Origin of the sequence: Paenarthrobacter sp. NPDC057355, from assembly GCF_042667405.1 — a bacterium.
Lineage (GTDB): Bacteria > Actinomycetota > Actinomycetes > Actinomycetales > Micrococcaceae > Arthrobacter.
The window spans coordinates 201265-218681 of record NZ_JBHVAL010000004.1 but is presented as its reverse complement, the minus strand read 5'-3'; the positions used below and the strand labels follow the sequence as shown (position 1 = coordinate 218681).

At 63.9% G+C, this 17417-nt stretch carries 13 protein-coding genes; 3 read left to right on the top strand and 10 right to left on the bottom strand.

Annotated elements, in window-relative coordinates:
* Positions 1-9: 9 nt before the first annotated feature.
* Entirely contained in the window at positions 10-2364 is a 2355-nt protein-coding gene (locus ACFUOZ_RS07630; protein ID WP_377546366.1) for a Tex family protein, read from the bottom strand.
* Between the two features lie 76 nt (positions 2365-2440).
* Here ACFUOZ_RS07630 and ACFUOZ_RS07625 point away from each other — a divergent pair, with 76 nt between their 5' ends.
* Positions 2441-2737, top strand: coding sequence for a hypothetical protein (locus ACFUOZ_RS07625; protein WP_377546364.1), 297 nt, complete (start codon positions 2441-2443; stop codon positions 2735-2737).
* Positions 2738-2775: 38 nt separating this feature from the next.
* Here the strand turns inward: ACFUOZ_RS07625 and ACFUOZ_RS07620 are convergent, their stop codons facing one another.
* Entirely contained in the window at positions 2776-3207 is a 432-nt protein-coding gene (locus tag ACFUOZ_RS07620; protein WP_377546361.1) for a CBS domain-containing protein, read from the bottom strand.
* 396 nt (positions 3208-3603) lie between these two features.
* Here ACFUOZ_RS07620 and ACFUOZ_RS07615 point away from each other — a divergent pair, with 396 nt between their 5' ends.
* Positions 3604-5844: a hypothetical protein gene (locus ACFUOZ_RS07615; protein ID WP_377546359.1), complete on the top strand. Its 2241-nt coding sequence runs from the start codon at positions 3604-3606 to the stop codon at positions 5842-5844.
* 85 nt (positions 5845-5929) lie between these two features.
* Here ACFUOZ_RS07615 and ACFUOZ_RS07610 read toward each other — a convergent pair whose 3' ends face one another.
* A complete protein-coding gene (locus ACFUOZ_RS07610) occupies positions 5930-6382 on the bottom strand; it encodes a nucleoside deaminase (RefSeq protein WP_377546356.1) in 453 nt (150 codons plus the stop codon).
* Positions 6383-6479: 97 nt separating this feature from the next.
* Between ACFUOZ_RS07610 and ACFUOZ_RS07605 the strand changes: the two genes are divergently transcribed.
* Complete coding sequence (locus ACFUOZ_RS07605; RefSeq protein WP_377546447.1) at positions 6480-10052, top strand: TM0106 family RecB-like putative nuclease; 3573 nt, start codon at positions 6480-6482, stop codon at positions 10050-10052.
* A 44-nt stretch (positions 10053-10096) separates the two neighbouring features.
* On the opposite strand, the gene ACFUOZ_RS07600 is transcribed toward ACFUOZ_RS07605, so the two are convergent.
* From ACFUOZ_RS07600 to ACFUOZ_RS07570, 7 genes are all read right to left on the bottom strand, one after another.
* Positions 10097-10864, bottom strand: a complete 768-nt coding sequence (locus ACFUOZ_RS07600; RefSeq protein ID WP_377546354.1) for a triose-phosphate isomerase family protein — start codon at positions 10862-10864, stop codon at positions 10097-10099.
* Entirely contained in the window at positions 10864-12213 is a 1350-nt protein-coding gene (locus ACFUOZ_RS07595) for an MFS transporter (protein ID WP_377546352.1), read from the bottom strand. Before ACFUOZ_RS07595 ends, ACFUOZ_RS07600 begins: the two co-directional genes overlap by 1 nt.
* A 153-nt stretch (positions 12214-12366) precedes the next feature.
* Positions 12367-13131, bottom strand: coding sequence for an SDR family NAD(P)-dependent oxidoreductase (locus ACFUOZ_RS07590; protein ID WP_377546350.1), 765 nt, complete (start codon positions 13129-13131; stop codon positions 12367-12369).
* A 12-nt stretch (positions 13132-13143) separates the two neighbouring features.
* Positions 13144-14112, bottom strand: a complete 969-nt coding sequence (locus ACFUOZ_RS07585; protein WP_377546348.1) for a 3-hydroxyacyl-CoA dehydrogenase family protein — start codon at positions 14110-14112, stop codon at positions 13144-13146.
* A 2-nt stretch (positions 14113-14114) separates the two neighbouring features.
* Positions 14115-14597: a ribose-5-phosphate isomerase gene (locus ACFUOZ_RS07580; RefSeq protein WP_377546346.1), complete on the bottom strand. Its 483-nt coding sequence runs from the start codon at positions 14595-14597 to the stop codon at positions 14115-14117.
* A complete protein-coding gene (gene dhaL, locus ACFUOZ_RS07575) occupies positions 14594-16348 on the bottom strand; it encodes a dihydroxyacetone kinase subunit DhaL (RefSeq protein ID WP_377546343.1) in 1755 nt (584 codons plus the stop codon). The genes ACFUOZ_RS07580 and dhaL overlap by 4 nt, the downstream gene beginning before the upstream one ends.
* Positions 16345-17352: a sugar phosphate isomerase/epimerase family protein gene (locus tag ACFUOZ_RS07570; protein ID WP_377546341.1), complete on the bottom strand. Its 1008-nt coding sequence runs from the start codon at positions 17350-17352 to the stop codon at positions 16345-16347. The genes dhaL and ACFUOZ_RS07570 overlap by 4 nt, the downstream gene beginning before the upstream one ends.
* Positions 17353-17417: the final 65 nt, after the last annotated feature.

Here is a 17417-nt window from a genome sequence, read left to right as displayed (position 1 = left end):
GGGGGTTCCCTACTTCCCCAGCCCGGCCCGGCGCAGGGCTTCTGCCATGGCCGTGTTCGCCGGAGCGGCCGGCGACTGCTGCGGCCTGCCTTGGTTTCCACGACGATCCCCCTCACGCGGGCCGCCAGAGGTGCGAACACCGGAGGTGCGGCCGCCCGCGGTGCCGGGTTCGTCGTCGAGCCTCAACGTCAAGGAGATGCGCTTCCGTTCCGGATCGGCCTCCAGAACCTTGACCCGTACAACCTGCCCGGACTTCACGATTTCCCGGGGGTCGGAGACGAACTTGTTGGACAGGGCCGAGACGTGCACGAGGCCGTCCTGGTGCACCCCGACGTCGACAAACGCGCCGAACGCCGCCACGTTGGTGACCGTGCCCTCCAGGATCATCCCGGGCTTGAGGTCGGAAATCTTCTCGATCCCTTCAGAGAACGACGCCGCCTTGAATGCCGGGCGCGGATCCCGGCCGGGCTTCTCCAGCTCGGACATGATGTCCTTGACCGTGGGCAGCCCGAACGTACCGTCCACGAAGGCCTGCGGATCCAGTGCCGTAGCAGGGCCACCACTGGCCGCCACCAGGATCTTGCGCGCCACGGAGTACGCCTCCGGGTGGACGCTGGAGGCGTCCAACGGCTCCGCTCCCCCGGTGATCCGGAGGAAGCCGGCGCACTGTTCAAAGGCCTTGGCGCCCAAGCGGGGCACCTTCTTCAGATCGCTGCGCTTGGCAAAGGGCCCGTTTTCGTTCCGGTAGGCCACGATATTCTCGCTCAGCAACGGACCGACGCCCGCCACGCGGCTCAACAACGCGGGCGAGGCCGTATTCACGTCCACTCCCACCGCGTTGACGCAGTCCTCTACTACGGCATCCAAGGAGCGGTCCAGCTTCGCAGCCGTGACATCGTGCTGGTACTGGCCCACACCGATGGACTTGGGTTCGATCTTCACCAGCTCGGCCAAGGGATCCTGCAGCCGTCGGGCAATCGACACGGCACCGCGGAGGGAGACATCCATGCCCGGAAGTTCGGACGCCGCAAGGGCTGAGGCTGAGTAGACGGATGCGCCGGCCTCGGAGACCACCAGTTTCTGGATTCCCTTGGATCCGGACGCTTCCAGGGATTTGATGAGTTCGGTTGCCAGTTTGTCCGTCTCACGGGAGGCAGTCCCGTTGCCGATCGCCACGAGTTCGATGTTGTGCTGTTTGGCGAGACGGCCAAGGGTGGCCAACGCTTCGTCCCACTTCTTCGCCGGAGCGTGCGGGTAGATGGTGTCGGTGGCCACTACCTTGCCCGTACCGTCCACAACGGCCACCTTGACGCCGGTGCGCAGGCCCGGATCCAGGCCGAGCGTTGCGCGGTTGCCCGCCGGAGCCGCGAGGAGGACGTCGCGCAGGTTGGCGGCGAAAACACGCACGGCTTCGTCTTCGGCGTCGGCAAACATGCGGCCACGAAGGTCCGTGGTGAGGCGGTCCAGAATGCGGCCACGCCAGGCCAACTGGGCGGTCTGCGTCAGCCAGGTATCGGCGGGACGGCCCTGGTTGGAAACCCCAAGGCACTTGGCCACAGCGTTCTCGTACCTGCCGCGGGCGGCGGCCAGGGCGTCGTCGTCGGAGGGGTCCGCCTCGGCGAGGTCGAGCTCCAGGACGCCGTCCTTTTCGCCGCGGAGCAGGGCAAGCACGCGGTGCGAAGGCATCCCCGAAGGCACCTGGGTGAACTCGAAGTAATCCTTGAACTTCTGGCCCTCGGCCTCCATGCCCTTCTTGACCCGGGACACCATGCGCCCCTGCTTCCACAGGCGTTCGCGCAGGTCCTCGGCAAGGTCGGCGTCCTGGCCCACCCGCTCCACCAAAATGGCACGGGCGCCCGCGAGCGCTGTGGCCGCGTCCTCAATCGAGTGCTCTGCGTTCAGGTACTTGGCGGCTTCAGTGGCCGGGTCCAGCTGCGGGTTGGCGAGCAGGGCGTCTGCCAGCGGCTCGAGGCCGGCCTCCCGGGCGATCTGGGCCTTGGTGCGGCGCTTCGACTTGAAGGGCAGGTAGATGTCTTCCAGCCGGGCCTTGGTATCGGCCCCGACGACGGCGGCCTCCAGTTCCGGGGTCAGCTTGCCCTGGGCGGCAATCGCCTCGAGGACGGACTTCCGCCGCTCTTCCAGCTCCCGAAGGTACCGGAGCCGCTCTTCAAGGTCGCGGAGCTGGGTGTCATCGAGCGTCCCGGTGGCTTCCTTACGGTAGCGGGCGATGAAGGGAACGGTGGATCCGGCGTCGAGCAGTTCCACCGCGGCCTTGACCTGCCAGGCTTTGACGCCAAGTTCTTCGGCGATCTGAGCGTGGATGGCGGAGTCAGCTGACTGGTGTTGGAGATTTGAAGTCACCATGACAGTTTGCCTCACCCGGCCGACAGTTTCAGGTCGGCCCCTACCCCGGTGGCTCTGTTGGTGTTGTAGTTGAACCATGCAGGAACTGCTGATCATCCTCCAGGACGGCTTCGAGTCCGATGACGTAACTGTCACCGTGAACGGCAAGGAGGCTGCCTCGGCACGGGAAGTGTCCACCAAAATGCTGCTGGGAATGGCCGACGAGCTCACGGTGGAGCTTCCCGCGAAGGGCGCCACCGTGGGAGTGGAAGTCAGGACCCGGAGTCTCAGCGCAAGCAGGAAGCTGGCGGGCAAGCCCAAGAGCCTGATCGCCTCGATCGAAAATGGCGAACTGGTCTTGCGCGAGGGGACAGGCCGCGAGGCGTTCCTCTAGGGAGCCCCTCGCGGCGGCTGGATGGTGGTGTCCGGATACTAGCGGGCCATATGCTCCTTGGCGGAGATGTGCTCCACCAATTCACCGACGCGTTGCTCGGCATAGTTGCGGGCGATGTCGCCTTGGCTGATGATGCCCACCAAGGCATGGTTGCTGATGACTGGGAGCCGGCGCACCTGGTGCTCTTCCATCATGCGGATAGCTTCGTCCACGTTGGCATCGGCGTCGATCCAGTACGGCTTGCCCTGGGCCAGTTCCCTGGCCAGAACCTGACGGGCGTCCTTTCCTTCGGCAACGCACTTGACCACAATGTCGCGGTCGGTGATGAAGCCGGTGAGTTTGCCGTCGTTGCCGCAGATGGGAAGTGAACCGCAGTCCATATCCCGCATCATGCGGGCAGCTGCTTCAAGAGTCTGGTCCTCGACGACGCACTTGGCATCCGTCGTCATGAATTCACGTACGACACTCATGGGAGTCCTCCTTCATCGATTGGGGTCATCGACGTCGGGGTCTGGTCGGGGTCTTCAGGGTGGTCCTTGGGCTGGTCCTTCGGCTCCGGCGCCGATGCTGCCAGCCTACGCCGGGCGCCCAGGGGAGACCAGACGGCTACGCTCTTCGGGCACCGAAATTTCCGCGGATTTCCCTGGATATAATCCATTCGTTGGAGTATCCTCGTTTTGGGTTACTCACGGCTTCCGGGCACAGGCCAACTCATCTCCTATCGGGACTCCCACTCGCACCGCCTCGCCCTGGACCGTCATGCCGCCGCTTCGCCCGGACCCGGTCGACTCACCCAGGTCGTGCCGCCTCCGGCCCCGTACCGGCGATCGCATATTGATTGCTTGCAGCGCGAGAAAGATCCTCCCATGGACACCCCCAACGTCCCCAGCACCCTCCTTGACCCTGTCCCCCACCACCCCTCAGACGCGTTTCCTCCCGCGCCTGGTACATCGCCCGCTTCGTTCCCCTTCCCGTCGGAGGATTGGTGGCGCTGTTGGCGCACCGCCGCCATCAGCGGCAGGTATGAAGGAAATCAGGCCGTCACCGGCCCGGTGGGCAGCGCACTTGAACTAAGGCTCGACGTCGATCCCCGCCAGGGCGTCGAATCTCCCGTTTTGAACAAAGTCAGCGGGGACTTCTTCAGTATCCGAACCGTGAAAATCGGCGGGCTCACCCAGGTGGTGAAGACGTACGTGGAGTCGTGGATTGTCGATAACCCAGTGGCCACCATCAGCACCAATAGCGCCCACATCACCGGTACCGTGCGGTTCTGGAAGGGCACCCATCCGGTGACCACTGTGGAGATCGTGGTCTCGTGGTCGCACGGAGCCATCACCGGAGCTGTGGCCACGTTTACCGGCGGAGGTATCGCAGGGGCACCCTACGCCTGCAAGTACCGCTCAGACTGCTTCAGGGATGTGAACCTGGAATTGGACTATTGCCAGTCGGTGGACATCGAGCCGAAAGTACCCATCTACAACAGCCACGCCCACAACAACCGCCCGGCCGATCTTCCCGAACGGACGCTGACCATCGAGTCCTCGTACCGGGACGCTGGAATCGCGGTCACCGTTGACGCCGTCCATACAGTCATTGACGACTCCGCTCCGGGCTTCGCTTCGTGGAGTGTCGGTGAACTCCACGATGCCATGGAGACATCGTTCGGCAAGTACAACTCCGGCTGGCCCGCTTGGAACCTCTGGGGCGTCCAGGCCGGCCTGTTCGATTCTGCCGGGGTGGGGGGCATCATGTTCGACGCCGCTGCCGGGTTTGGCGGCGCTGGCCGGGGACCGGACCGCCAGGGTTTCGCCGTCTTCCGCAACCACACGTGGTTCACCAACCTTGTCAGCAATCCCGCCACCCAGGACCAGGCGTGGGCAATGCGCCACTTCCTCTATACGTGGGTCCATGAAGCCGGGCATGCCTTCAACTTCCTCCACGCATGGGACAAAGCACGCCCGGACTCCCTGTCCTGGATGAACTACGACTGGAAGTACGATCAGCGCAACGGCGCGGATACATTCTGGGCCAACTTCCGCTTCCGTTTTGATGACGACGAACTGCTCCATATCCGGCACGGCGACCGTGCCGCCGTCATCATGGGCGGTGACCCGTGGGCATCAGGTGGGCATCTCGAATCACCCCCGGGCGCCATGACCGTGTCCGGGCCCGGAAGCGACATTGAACTGCTCCTGTCGGCCAAGGACTACTTCGACTACATGGAACCCGTTGCCATCGAGTTCCGGTTGCGGAACACCAGTGACTCCCCGGTGTTGGTGGACTCGCGGCTGGATCCCCGGTACGGAAACACCAGCGTATACGTCCAAAAACCTGACGGGACCGTGGTGCTGCACGAATCGGTGGTCTGCTTCTACGGACTTCCGGAACCGGTGACCCTCGCCCCTGCCCCGGCTGATGGCCAAAGCGATGGCAGTGACCGTTACAGCGAGCTGGTGCCACTGGCGTATGGAACGCTCGGCTTCGTCTTCGATCAGCCGGGCCAATACCTGGTCCGGGCCGTGTACAGCACCGATGGCGTGGTCCAGGCGTCCAACACCTTGCCTTTGCGCGTGGGTTTCCCCCTCACCAAGGAGCAGGACCGCTTCGCCCCGGAATTCTTCACCCGCGAGGTTGGGCTCACCCTCGCCTTCGAGGGTTCCATGTCTCCGTACTTGAGCAAGGGCCTGGATGCCCTGACCGAGGCTGCCGATCGATTCAACGGTGAGCCTTTGGGCGTGAAGGCGGCCACCGCCGTCGCGCAGTCCGTGGGCGATGACTTCTACCGCAGGCAAAAGGACAAGATGGTCAAGCATCACAGCGCGGATCCCGGGAGGGCGCTCAGCCTGACCGAACCAGCCCTGGCCAGTTACCAGCAGGAAGGCACCCGAAGCAGCAACCTGGCCTACCGGAAGTTGGTGGAGTTGCGCACTGACCTGCATGCGAAAACCGATGACACCACTGCGGCGAAGGCGGAAGTGGAGACCCTGGCCAAGGACTTGGGAAGCCGGGGCGCAAATGCCGCCGTCGTGGCACAGGTCAAGGAACTCATCCCCGCAACCCCGGCGGCCCGGTCCCGCCGGTCGGCCCCGAAGAAGCCCGCCAAATAGTCGATTGACTCCTCGGCATACGGCTCCAGCAGCCAGCGACGACGACACCCTGCCCTTGGTGTCGTCGTCGCTCCTTCGTGGTGGGCTATTCCGCGATGTCCTCGGCCCAGAGTTCCGGATGCTCTTCCTGGAAGGCGCGCATCATGTCCACACAGCGTTGGTCGTCCAGGACCACTACCTCCACCCCGCGGGAGCGCAGGAGGTCGAACTCACCTGGGAAAGTCTCCGCTTCCCCCACCACTACGCGGGGAATCTTGAACTGGATGATGGTTCCCGTACACATCGCACAGGGTGCCAGGGTGGTGTACAAAGTGGTGTCGCGGTAGCTCTTCTGCCGTCCTGCCGCACGCAATGCGGACATTTCCCCATGGGCTATCGGGTCGCCGTGCTGGACGCGTTCGTTGTGGCCGCTTGCTATGACGTTCCCGCCGCGTGCCAAGGCTGCCCCGATGGGGATTCCGCCCTCGCTGAGGCTTTTCTGCGCGGCTTGGTAGGCGGCCTCGAAGGCCGCATCTGTGGCATGGGTCGATTCTGTCATGGGGGCAGTCTAAAGCGACCGCACACTAAATTGTCGGGGCCCGCTGATAGCTTGGCTTACAAGGGTATTCACAAGCAAGGAAGGCAGGTTGCCCACGGTGTTCTTTCTCGATCCGGAGCTGGCCGGCGCCCCACAGGACCTGGTCTTCTCGGCAAGCGATCTAGTCATTGCCGCCACGTGTGAATACCAGTTGCTGCGGAAGCTCGATGAAAAGCTGGGCCGCACACCGCGGCCGGACTTCCCAACTGATGCCATGCTGGAACGCACTGCAGAGCTTGGAGATGTCCACGAGCATCGGGTGCTGGACGAGTTCGTAGCTGAGTTTGGTCAGTGGGACCCGGCTACAGGCAAAGGCGTTTACGACGTCGAACCCGCCTCAGCGATGGACCGCGCCACCCTGAGGGCCAAGCATGCGGAATCCATCAACGCCTTGGTTGCCGGAGCGGACGTGGTGTTCCAGGCCGCCTTCTTTGATGGCACCTTCCATGGACGCTCGGATTTCCTGGTGAAGAAGCCCGGCGGGCAGTATGCGGTCTTCGATACCAAGTTGGCCCGCCATGCCAAGGTCACGGCACTCCTCCAGCTTGCCGCCTACGGGGACCAGCTCCTGCAAGCCGGCATTACACCGGATCCCACAGTCACCCTGGTGCTGGGGAACCGGGTGCACAGCGACCACCCACTCTCCCAAATCCTGCCCGTGTTCAAAGAGCGGCGCGGGCGTTTCCTGGATCTGACCGCAACCCACGTTGCCGAATCCGGGCCTGCGGAGTGGGGAGACCCCCGCGTCACGGCCTGTGGTCGTTGTGAATACTGCGCCGAACAGGTTCTGCTGCACCGCGACCTGCTGATGGTGGCAGGCATGCGGATCGGCAGGCGCAAGAAGCTGATGGAAGCCGGAGTCACCACCATCGACCAACTGGCCGCCATGCCCGCGGAGGGCGACCACACCTTGCTTCGGCTGCGTGGGCAGGCCCGGCTGCAGACCGGCGTCGGATCCCCTGATGGGACGGTTGATTACACGGACAAATCCGGCGAAGCCAAGTCCATCAGCTACAACGTCCTTGCGGACAACACGCTGGGCAGGCTCCCTGCACCTGATCCTGGCGACATCTTCTTCGACTTCGAAGGGGATCCCCTGTGGCAGGACCCCGTCACCGGAAAATGGGGCCTGGAGTATCTGTTCGGCGTCGTGGAGAACCCCGTGGAACCGGGGGCGTCGCCCGTGTTCCGCCCCTTCTGGGCACACTCCCGGGCCGAGGAAGGCAAGGCCTTCGTGGACTTCCTGGACTACGTCGCCAAGCGCCGAGCACAGTACCCGGGCATGCATATCTACCACTATGCAGCCTACGAGAAGACCGCCCTCCGGAACCTGTCCCTGACGCACGTGATGGGTGAAACCGCCGTCGATGACCTCCTCAAGCAAGGCGTCCTGGTTGACCTCTACGACACCGTGCGGCACAGTATCCGGATCTCCTCAAACTCCTACAGCATCAAGAAGCTTGAACCCCTGTACATGGGACAGCACTTGCGTTCGGGAGACGTGACCGACGCCGGTGCCTCCGTGGTTGCCTACGCCGACTACTGCACGGCCCGGGACACCGGCGAGGCTGCCAAAGCCGCCGCGATCCTTGAGGGCATCCGGGACTACAACGAGTACGACTGCCTCTCCACCCTGGAGTTGCGCAACTGGTTGCTGGCCAGGGCCGCCGAGCGCCGCATCCAGCCGGGCTCGTTTATTGAAGAACCCAATGACCGCGAGAACGGCGACAAGGACGTGGCGGCGTACGAGGCCGCGCCCGAGGAGACAGCCTTATTTGAGTACCTGGCGCAGCTCCCGGACGACGAACGCTCCACCCTGGATGCACGGGCCATAGGGATTGTGGCCGCGGGTGTCGGCTACCACCGGCGCGAGGACAAGCAACACTGGTGGGGGCACTTCGACCGTCTCGAGAAGCCCACTTCACAGTGGGATGACGCCAGGGACATTTTTGTTGTGGACCACGCGGAGCTGCTGCAGGATTGGGCCAAGCCCACACCTCGCAGTAACCCGGTCCGGATGGTCAAACTGCTCGGACGGTCGGGGGACGGTGCGGGTTTGGAGCCCGGCAAGACGTACTTCAGAATGTACGGTCCCCCGCTTCCGGGTGCGTTGCTGGCCAAGGAATCCTCGGTGCTCGGCCGTGCCGGTTGGGGCAATACGAAAGTCAGCGAGGTTGGCGAAGATGGGGATTTCGAATTCGTCACGATTGCCGAAAGCCTGCGCAAAGACTCCACCGAGTTCACCCAAGTCCCGATGGCCTTGACCCCGGACAGCCCGATTCCAACCAACGGCCAAAGGGCAGCGTTGGCAGCACTGGCCACCCGGCTCCGGGATTCCCTCCCGGAGTGGCCCAAGGACCCCGCGCTGGACCTGGTCCGACGACAACCGCCCAGACTGCGCACTCTTCAAACGCTTCCTGCGGTGGAACCCGGTCCCGACGGATACGTTGACGCAATTACGGCGGCAGTCAAGGACCTTGACCACTCCTACCTGGCGGTTCAGGGCCCTCCCGGCAGTGGCAAGACGCACGTGGGGGCGCACGTGTTGGCCCGGCTCGTGGCGGCTGGCTGGAAAGTCGGCGTGGTGGCCCAGTCCCATGCCGTGGTGGAAAACATGCTGTGTGCCGCCGTCGAAAAAGCCGGTGTGGACCCTCAGCGGGTGGCCAAAGAGGTTAAGCACAACGATCCCGTGCCATGGGGCGGGTGCGGAAAGGCCGACGTCACCGAAGCCCTGTCCATGCCCGGTGGTGCGCTGATCGGGGGCACCGCCTGGGCCATGGTGGGCAAGGAAGTTCCTGCAGGATCCCTGGACCTTCTCGTCATCGACGAAGCCGGTCAGTTCTCCCTCGCCAACACCATGGCCGTGTCCCGGGCTGCCAAGCGGCTCCTGCTGCTTGGGGATCCCCAGCAACTTCCGCAGGTCACCCAGGGAACCCATCCCGAACCGGTTGACGAGTCGGCGCTGGGCTGGTTGTCCGACGGACACAATACCCTGCCGCCGAACCTCGGCTACTTCCTGGCGTTGTCATGGCGGATGCACCCGGAACTTTGTGGTGCCGTCTCGGAGCTGTCGTACGACTCCCGGTTGGAGGCTGCCCCGGCCGCGTCACAGCGTCACTTGGACGGTGCCGACCCGGGAACTTCGTGTATTTATGTCCACCACACCGGGAACTCCACCAGCTCACCGGAGGAAGCCGCAGAAGTGCTGCGTCAGGTCCAGGCGCACCTGCGCCTTATGTGGTTGGACCCATCCCATTCTCCGGACAGCCGTCCCCTTGAGGAAAGCGATGTCCTGGTGGTGGCGCCCTACAACGCGCAGGTCCAGCTCATCAAGCATTCGCTGCACGCGGCCGGCCTGAACAAAGTCCGCGTCGGGACCGTGGACAAATTCCAAGGCCAGGAAGCTCCCGTGGTGATTGTGTCCATGGCGGCTTCCGCCGCCGGCGAGGTCCCCCGCGGCATGGAGTTCCTGCTCTCCCGCAACCGCATCAACGTGGCGGTGTCGCGCGGTCAGTGGCGTGCCGTCGTCGTGCGTTCGCCCGAGCTGACCAACTACCTCCCGACACATCCGGAGGGACTGGAAAACCTGGGCGGCTTCGTAGCCCTCTGCCAACGCGCCAAACCCAACTGAGTAACAGCAAACGCTCCATTGACGGCCCAGAGCGCCGTTTGCTGTCACCTAGTTGGGAGGGCGAGGGCTTCATCCAGGACCCGGCCGAAGTTCGCGGAATCGTGCGCAAAGCGGCCCAGGAAAAGGCCGGAAACGCCCGAAAGCTGCGGCAGGAGGCCCGGTTTGGCTGAACCCCCGTAGATCACCGGCATGCCCGCCAGCCCGTGCTGGCCCAGAGCTGCACGCAGGGCTCCAACCACTGCCGAGACATATTCAGCCGAGGCAGGTTCCGGGGCACCGATCGCCCACACCGGTTCGTAGGCAACCACGAGCCGCCCGGCCCGGGACCAGTCTCCGGACACCGCGGCACTGATCTGTTGGAAGACAATCCCGGCAGCAGCTTCCGGGGCGGCCTGCTCATCCTCCCCCACGCACAGTAAGGGCGTCACACCGGATTCGACGGCGGCATCCACCTTGAGCGCGATCATCGCGTCGGACTCGCCGAACCAGCGCCGCCGCTCGGCGTGCCCGATTTCCACCAACCCGACGCCGAGTTCGGCGAGCATCGATGGCGCCACCTCACCCGTCCAGGGGCCATCAGCCCATCCGCAGTTCTGCGCCCCCAGAACAACCGGTGACTCAGCTACAAGGTCCGCGGCGGCAGGAAGAACCGGGAACGAAGGGATGACGAACGGGACCACCCGCCCGGCCGCCAGGGCCGGACGGGCGTCCACTTCTTTCACCAACTGTTCCAGCCACGCCAGGGATTTTGCGTAGCCCATGTACATCTTGGTGCTGACCCCCACGTACACGGCGTCAGTGTTCAATAGCATCACTTGTCCAGCAGCTCATCTGCTTTGTTGGTGAAGGCGCGCGTTCCGAACATCATGATTGCTGCCAGGAAGGGCAGAACACCCAAGGCGTACACGCCCATGGTGCCCGTGTCCGAAGCCGTCATCTGGTTGACCGAGGTGCGTAGGATCGGTGCGACGAAACCACCCAGGTTACCCAATGAGTTGATCAGGCCGATACCGGCGGCCGCGGCCGTTCCGGTGAGGAACGCCGTCGGGTACGACCATGCAATGGGGCCAATCGCGAGGAAGCTGCACACCGCCAGGGTGATGAAGATGATGCCGAGGGTCGGCTGGTGGTTGGCGCCGGCCCAAGCGGAACCGAAGATGCACAGCCCGGTGGAGACGAACAATGCTGTACCCCAGCGACGCCTGCGGAGGACCGTGTTTGCTGCCCTTCCAATGAAGAAGCAGGCAAAGATGCCGAAGAACCACGGGATCGCGGTCAGGAGCCCGACGGCGAGTCCAACCTTTTGGCCGGTCAGCTGGGACACCTGCTGCGGAAGGTAGAACGTCACACCGTAGACCGCAATCTGCAGGCAGAAGTAGATGACGGTGAAGTACCAGACCTTGCCGTTCCGCATTGAGGCGAGGACACCCCGGGGACCGGATTCCTCCTTCACATTGTCTTCAAGGGCCATGACGTCGGTCAGGGCAACCTTTTCTTCCTTGCTCAGGAACTTGGCGTCCTGCGGGCTGTTGATAAGGAAGAAGAAGGCGGCAATACCGGCCACGACAGCGAGCATGCCTTCAACGAAGAACATGACCTGCCAACCGGCAACGCCCGGGACCTGGTCGCCGATGTTGATGAGCCACCCGGAAAGCGGTGCGCCGATCATCTGCGAGAACGGCTGGGCCAGGTAGAAGATGGCGAACATCTTCACGCGGACCTTGTTGGGGAACCAGGCGGCAAGGAACATGATGACGCCGGGGAACAGTCCCGCCTCGGTGACACCGAGCAGGAAGCGGAGGATGATGAACGAGGTTTCGCCTTGCACGAAGGCGAAGCAGGCCGACACGATGCCCCAGGTGACAGCGATGCGGGCAAGCCACATCTTCGCGCCGAATTTGGTGAGCAGAAGGTTGCTGGGGATCTCGAACAGGGCATAGCCGATGAAGAAAATACCGGCACCGAGTGCGTAGGCTCCTGCGGTAATGCCCTTGTCCACCCCAAGGGCAGCTTCGGCAAAACCAACGTTGGTGCGGTCAAGGAAAGCCACCACGTACAGGATGACCAGCATGGGCATCAACCGGAATGAAGCCTTGGATATTGCCGACTTCAAAACCGGCGAATCCAGCAACTCCTTGGTGGAAGTCGAGGCGACGGACATTGAAACTCCTCTTTGAGTAGTCAGTTGGGGGAGATAACCAATGCGGGTTATCAGCGCGGGAAGAAAATGAGCACCAGGCCCACGGCGCAGGCGAGGACGCCCACGGCAAGGTAGATCTTCCGTTCACGGGTCCAGGTCTTCATCGACGAAGGCCTAGTGCATGTAAAGCCCGCCATCCACATTCAGCGTCTGGCCGGAGATGTATCCGGAGTCCTCGCTGATGAGGAAGGCGATGGCTGCGGCGATGTCACGGGTGGAGCCGACGCGGTTCACCACGAGGTCCTTGACCAGCTCGTCCTTGCGCTCTTCGCTCAAGGTTCCGCCCATGATGTCGGTGTCGATGGGGCCCGGGGAGATCGCGTTGACGGTGATGTCGTACTCCCCCAACTCGCGGGCTGTAGCGCGGGTCAGCCCAATGACGCCGGCCTTTGCCACCGAGTACGGAGTCTTCGAGAAGGTGCCGCCACCGCGCTGCGCGGAAACCGAGGAAATGTTGACGATGCGGCCAACGCGGTTCTTCACCATGGACTCAGCCACGCGCCGTGTGGCGTAGTGGACACCGTTGAGGTTGATGTTCAGGACCCGATCCCATTCGGCGGGTTCGAGTTCCAGGTACCCGATGGGCGAGCTGACACCGGCAACGTTGGCCAGGGCCACAATCTGCGGCAACTCGTTTTCCAGCTCGTCAATGGCTGCGCGGACCTCGGCTTCGCTGGCTACGTTGGCGCCTACGCCGTGTGCCTGGACTCCGTATTCTGCGGCGATTTCCTTGGCGGCTGCCTTGCAGGCTGCGTCATCGAGGTCGATGATGCCGATGTTCCAGCCCTGTGCGGCCAGGTAGTTGACGGTTGCGCGGCCGATGCCACGTTCAGAGACAGCTCCGGTGACCACAGCTGTCCGTGATGCGGGGAAAGTCATGTGTTTCTCCTGTTAGTTGATGGGTGCCGGGCCGAGCTCTTCAATGAGCTTCTGCATGGCGACGTAGGCCTTGTTGCGATAGGCGATGAGTTCCGGGGTCCGTTCGGCGGGAACATTGAGGAACCCTGCACCGGTCTTGGTGCCGAGCTTGCCGGCCTCGACCAGGTCGGAGAGGATCTTCGGCGTCGCAAAGCGCTCCGGGAAGCCGGTCTGCAGCGACTTGTAGCAGAAGTTGTAGACGTCCAGGCCTGCCATGTCGGCGATGGCGAACGGCCCGAAGAAGGGCAGTCGGAAGCCGAACGTCGTACGGACCAGGGTGTCGACGTCGTCCGCTGTTGCGATGCCCTGCTCCACCAGCTGCGCCGCTTCGTGGAACAGCGCGTACTGCAGGCGGTTCAGCACGAAACCGGTGACGTCCTTGACGACGGCGGTCTGCTTGCCGGCCGCGTGGACCAAGTCACAGGATGCGGAGACCGTGGCAGCCGAAGTGCCCGCGTGCGGGATTACCTCGACGCCGGGAATGAACGGCGACGGGTTGGAAAAGTGCACGCCCAGGAAGCGCTCCGGATTGGTGACGGCCTCGGCCAGGGCGGCAATGGAGATGGTGGACGTGTTGGAACCGATCAGGGCGTCCGGGCGGGCTGCAGCACTGATCCGGGCAAGGGTCTGGTGCTTGATTTCCAGGACCTCGGGAACGCATTCCTCAATGAAATCAGCGTCAGCAACGGCTTCCTCGATGTCCTTGGCGGCCCACAGGTTCTGCTTCAGGATCTCCGTGGAACCCTCCGGGAAGAGGCCGTCGGCAATGAACTGCTCCGACTCTTCCAGCAAACGCTCGTAGTTCTTCTGCGCTACCTCGGCAGAAACATCGGCCAGGGCAACCCGGGCGCCACCGAGTGCCAGGACCTGGGCGATGCCGCCACCCATGTAGCCGGAGCCAACGACGGCGATCTTCCGGGATTGGTTTTCAGGTGTAGTCATGATCAGACCGCCTTTGTGTAGTCGGGTTCGTAAGAGCAGATGGCGTCCACCTTTGCGGCGGAGGCGGAATTCTCGTCGAAGCGGTGTCCGAGCCACTCGCCCACGAGCTTTTTGGCCAGTTCCAGTCCAATGACGCGCTGGCCGAGGGTCAGGACCTGGGCGTTGTTGCTCAGGACGGAACGTTCCACGGAGTAGGAATCGTGGGCCGTGACGGCGCGGATGCCGGGTACCTTGTTGGCTGCGATAGCGACGCCGAGGCCGGTGCCGCAGATCAGCAGTGCCCGGTCCGCTTCGCCTTCGGCCACCTTGCGGGCGGCATCGACGGCAACGTGCGGGTAGGCAGTGGAATCATCCGGTCCCACGCCGACGTCGGTCACGGACGCGACGCGCGGATCAGCTTCCAGGAGTGCCAGGAGGGCGTTCTTGTATTCCACGCCGGCTTCGTCATTGCCGACGACGATGCGCCAGCCTTCGGTGTTGCTCATTCTGATGCTCCGTTTCCGGCCGGTGCAGCGGTGGTTGCAGCGGCAAGTTGTGAATCGATGAATTGGGAGATCCGTGCGGTGATCAGTCCGAAGGACACTGCGCCGGGGTCAGGGTGGCCGAGGCTCTTCTCGGCGAGGGGACGTGCTCGGCCCTTCAGTGGCCGGAGCTCCGCGGTCCTCGCGGCAGCGGACTCGGCCGCCGCAGCCGCAACTGCCAGCGCCCTGTCAACGGGAGCACCGCCGTCGAGCTCTGCCAGGAAGGCGTCGCGGAACGGAAGGAGCGCGTCCACCATGGTCTTGTCGCCCGGCTCGGCCTTGCCGAGTTCGGTGATCGCTCCGGCGAAGGCCTGCACAGCCGCGGCAGCATCCTGGGCGCTGTACGACTCCCGGTTGCCGAGCGCCTGCCCTGCCGCGATGACGGCCGAACCCCACAAAGCTCCGGAGGTGCCGCCGGCACGCTCGCTCCAGGCCTCGCCGGCACTGGCCAGCACCCGAGCCACTGAAGAACCACCGGCAGCTTCTCCGGCAGCAGCGGCCGCATCGACGCCACGGCGCATACCGATACCGTGGTCGCCGTCGCCGGCGATCGCGTCCAGCTTGCCCAGTTCCTCTTCATGCTCGACGACGACGTCCCTCACCTGGGCGAGGATCGCCACGGCTTGCTCCCCAAGTTCCGCCGCGGCCCGGGTGGGCTGCTCGACGTCGGAGGCTTCGGCGTCGTCGGTCAATGCAGTGGTGCGCGCGGCGCGGGGTGCCATGCTGCCCCTGCGGAAAGCGGGTGTGTCGGCGGGCGCGGACCAGTACTGTTCAAGTTCTTCGTCCAGCCACAGCAACGTCAGGGACAGACCGGACATATCCAGGCTGGTCACCAACTCGCCGCACTCGGGCTCGACTACGGTGAGCCCGGCGGCCGCGAGGAGCTTCTCGATCTTGCCGAAGAGCAGGAAGAGTTCGTCGTACTTGACGGTGCCAAGTCCATTGACGATCGCCACCACGCGGTCCCCCGCGTCTTCGGGCTTATCGGCCAGGAGCTTGGACACCAGGAGCTCTGCGAGCTCGGAGGCCGTCGGCATGGGGTGCTCCGAGATGCCGGGCTCGCCGTGGATACCCAGGCCGAGGGACATCTGCCCCGCCGGTACGTGGAACAGCGGGTCCTTGGCGCCCGGCAACGTGCAGCCGTCAAAGGCCACCCCGAGGGAGCGCGTGCGATAGTTGGTCTTGATGGCCAAACGCTCGACGCCGTCAAGGTCCAGTCCCGCTTCTGCGGCGGCTCCTGCGATCTTGAAAACGGTGAGGTCACCGGCAATGCCGCGGCGCTTGTCCAACTGCTCGATGGGGGCGCTGGCAATGTCATCGGTAACGGTGACTGTGCGGGTCTCGATGCCCTCCGCGTTCAGGCGCAGCTGGGCCTGGCCGAAGTGCAGGACATCGCCGGCGTAGTTTCCGTAGCTCAGCAGCACACCGCCACCGGCGTTGGCGGCCTTCGCCACCCGGTACACCTGTCCTGCCGCGGGAGAGGCAAACATGTTCCCGCACGCCGAGCCTGCAGCCAGGCCTGGGCCAACGAGACCGGCAAAGGCCGGGTAGTGTCCGGAGCCTCCACCCACCACCAGCGCTACTTGGCCGGCAGGTATCTCGGTGGAACGCACCACGCCGCCATCCACTCTGGCTACGTAGCCGCGGTTTGCAGCCACGAAACCGTCCAGGGCGTCGTCGGCGAAGTCTGCCGCGTCGTCGAAAATCCGGGTCATTTCGCAGCTCCCGCCAGCTCCGCCGCAGGCAGCTGGCGGCCCTGGGCCACCTGGCTGGTGCCCAGCGCGTAGCCCTCGGTCTTGGGGAGGACATGGCGGCGGAGGTATTCCTGATTGCTGGCGGTGACGCTGAGGCCGTCGCCACCGTAGTGTTCGGTGCAGAGGATGCCTTGGAAGCCTACAGAGAGCGCAAACTTGAAGGCCTCGCGGTAGTTGATGAGTCCGCTTTCCATGGGGGCGGGCATGGTGATGTAGCTGTCGCGGGCTACGTCTTCGTCGCGGATGTAGTTCTTCATGTGCCAGTAATTGGAGTACGGCAGGGTCTTGGCCACCATTTCGCGCCAGTCTTCGATGGGCCGGTGAAGGCGGATCAGGTTGCCGAGGTCCGGGTTCAGGCCAACGTTGTCCAGGCCGATGTCCTGTACGAGTTGAACGGAAGAGTCGGAGGTGCCGAGGTAGGTGTCCTCGTACATCTCCAGGGACAGCAGGATGCCGGCCTCAGCGGCGTGCTGGCCGAGTTCACGGATTCGGGAGACGGCATTGCCCCACGCTTCCTTGTCACCCACGGGGTCCTTGTAGCCCTCTACGGTCCAGAACCACAGCTGTTTCTGCTGCTCCGGAGTTATGGCCTGGTGGAGGCCGATCGAGACTACTTCGCAACCAAGCTCTGCTGCAGCGTCAATGGTCCGGTGGCTGTAGGCGAGGTTGGCTTCCCAGTCACGTTCGTGGATGACGCTGCGGCGGATGGCTGAAATGACAGGCGTCCCGATGCCTACGTGCTCGGCGGTCTGTTTGAACTCGGCGAGGCGGTCCTTGCTGAGGTCTCCCGGGCGCACCCAGCTGTCGGTGAGGTCCGCGTTGGCGAAACCCGCGTCCTTCACTTCCTGGAGGACTTCGGCCCACACGGAAGCATCGGCGTCGTTGATGTCCTTGCCGGTATGGTCCGTGCCGGGGAACTGCAGGAGGGCCGCGGTGATGGGCCAATTCTCGGCGGTATACGCCATGATGATCACTCCTTCGTGGAATCCTGTTTCCTATAGGATTTATGAACCAGAAGGAACTGTCAAGC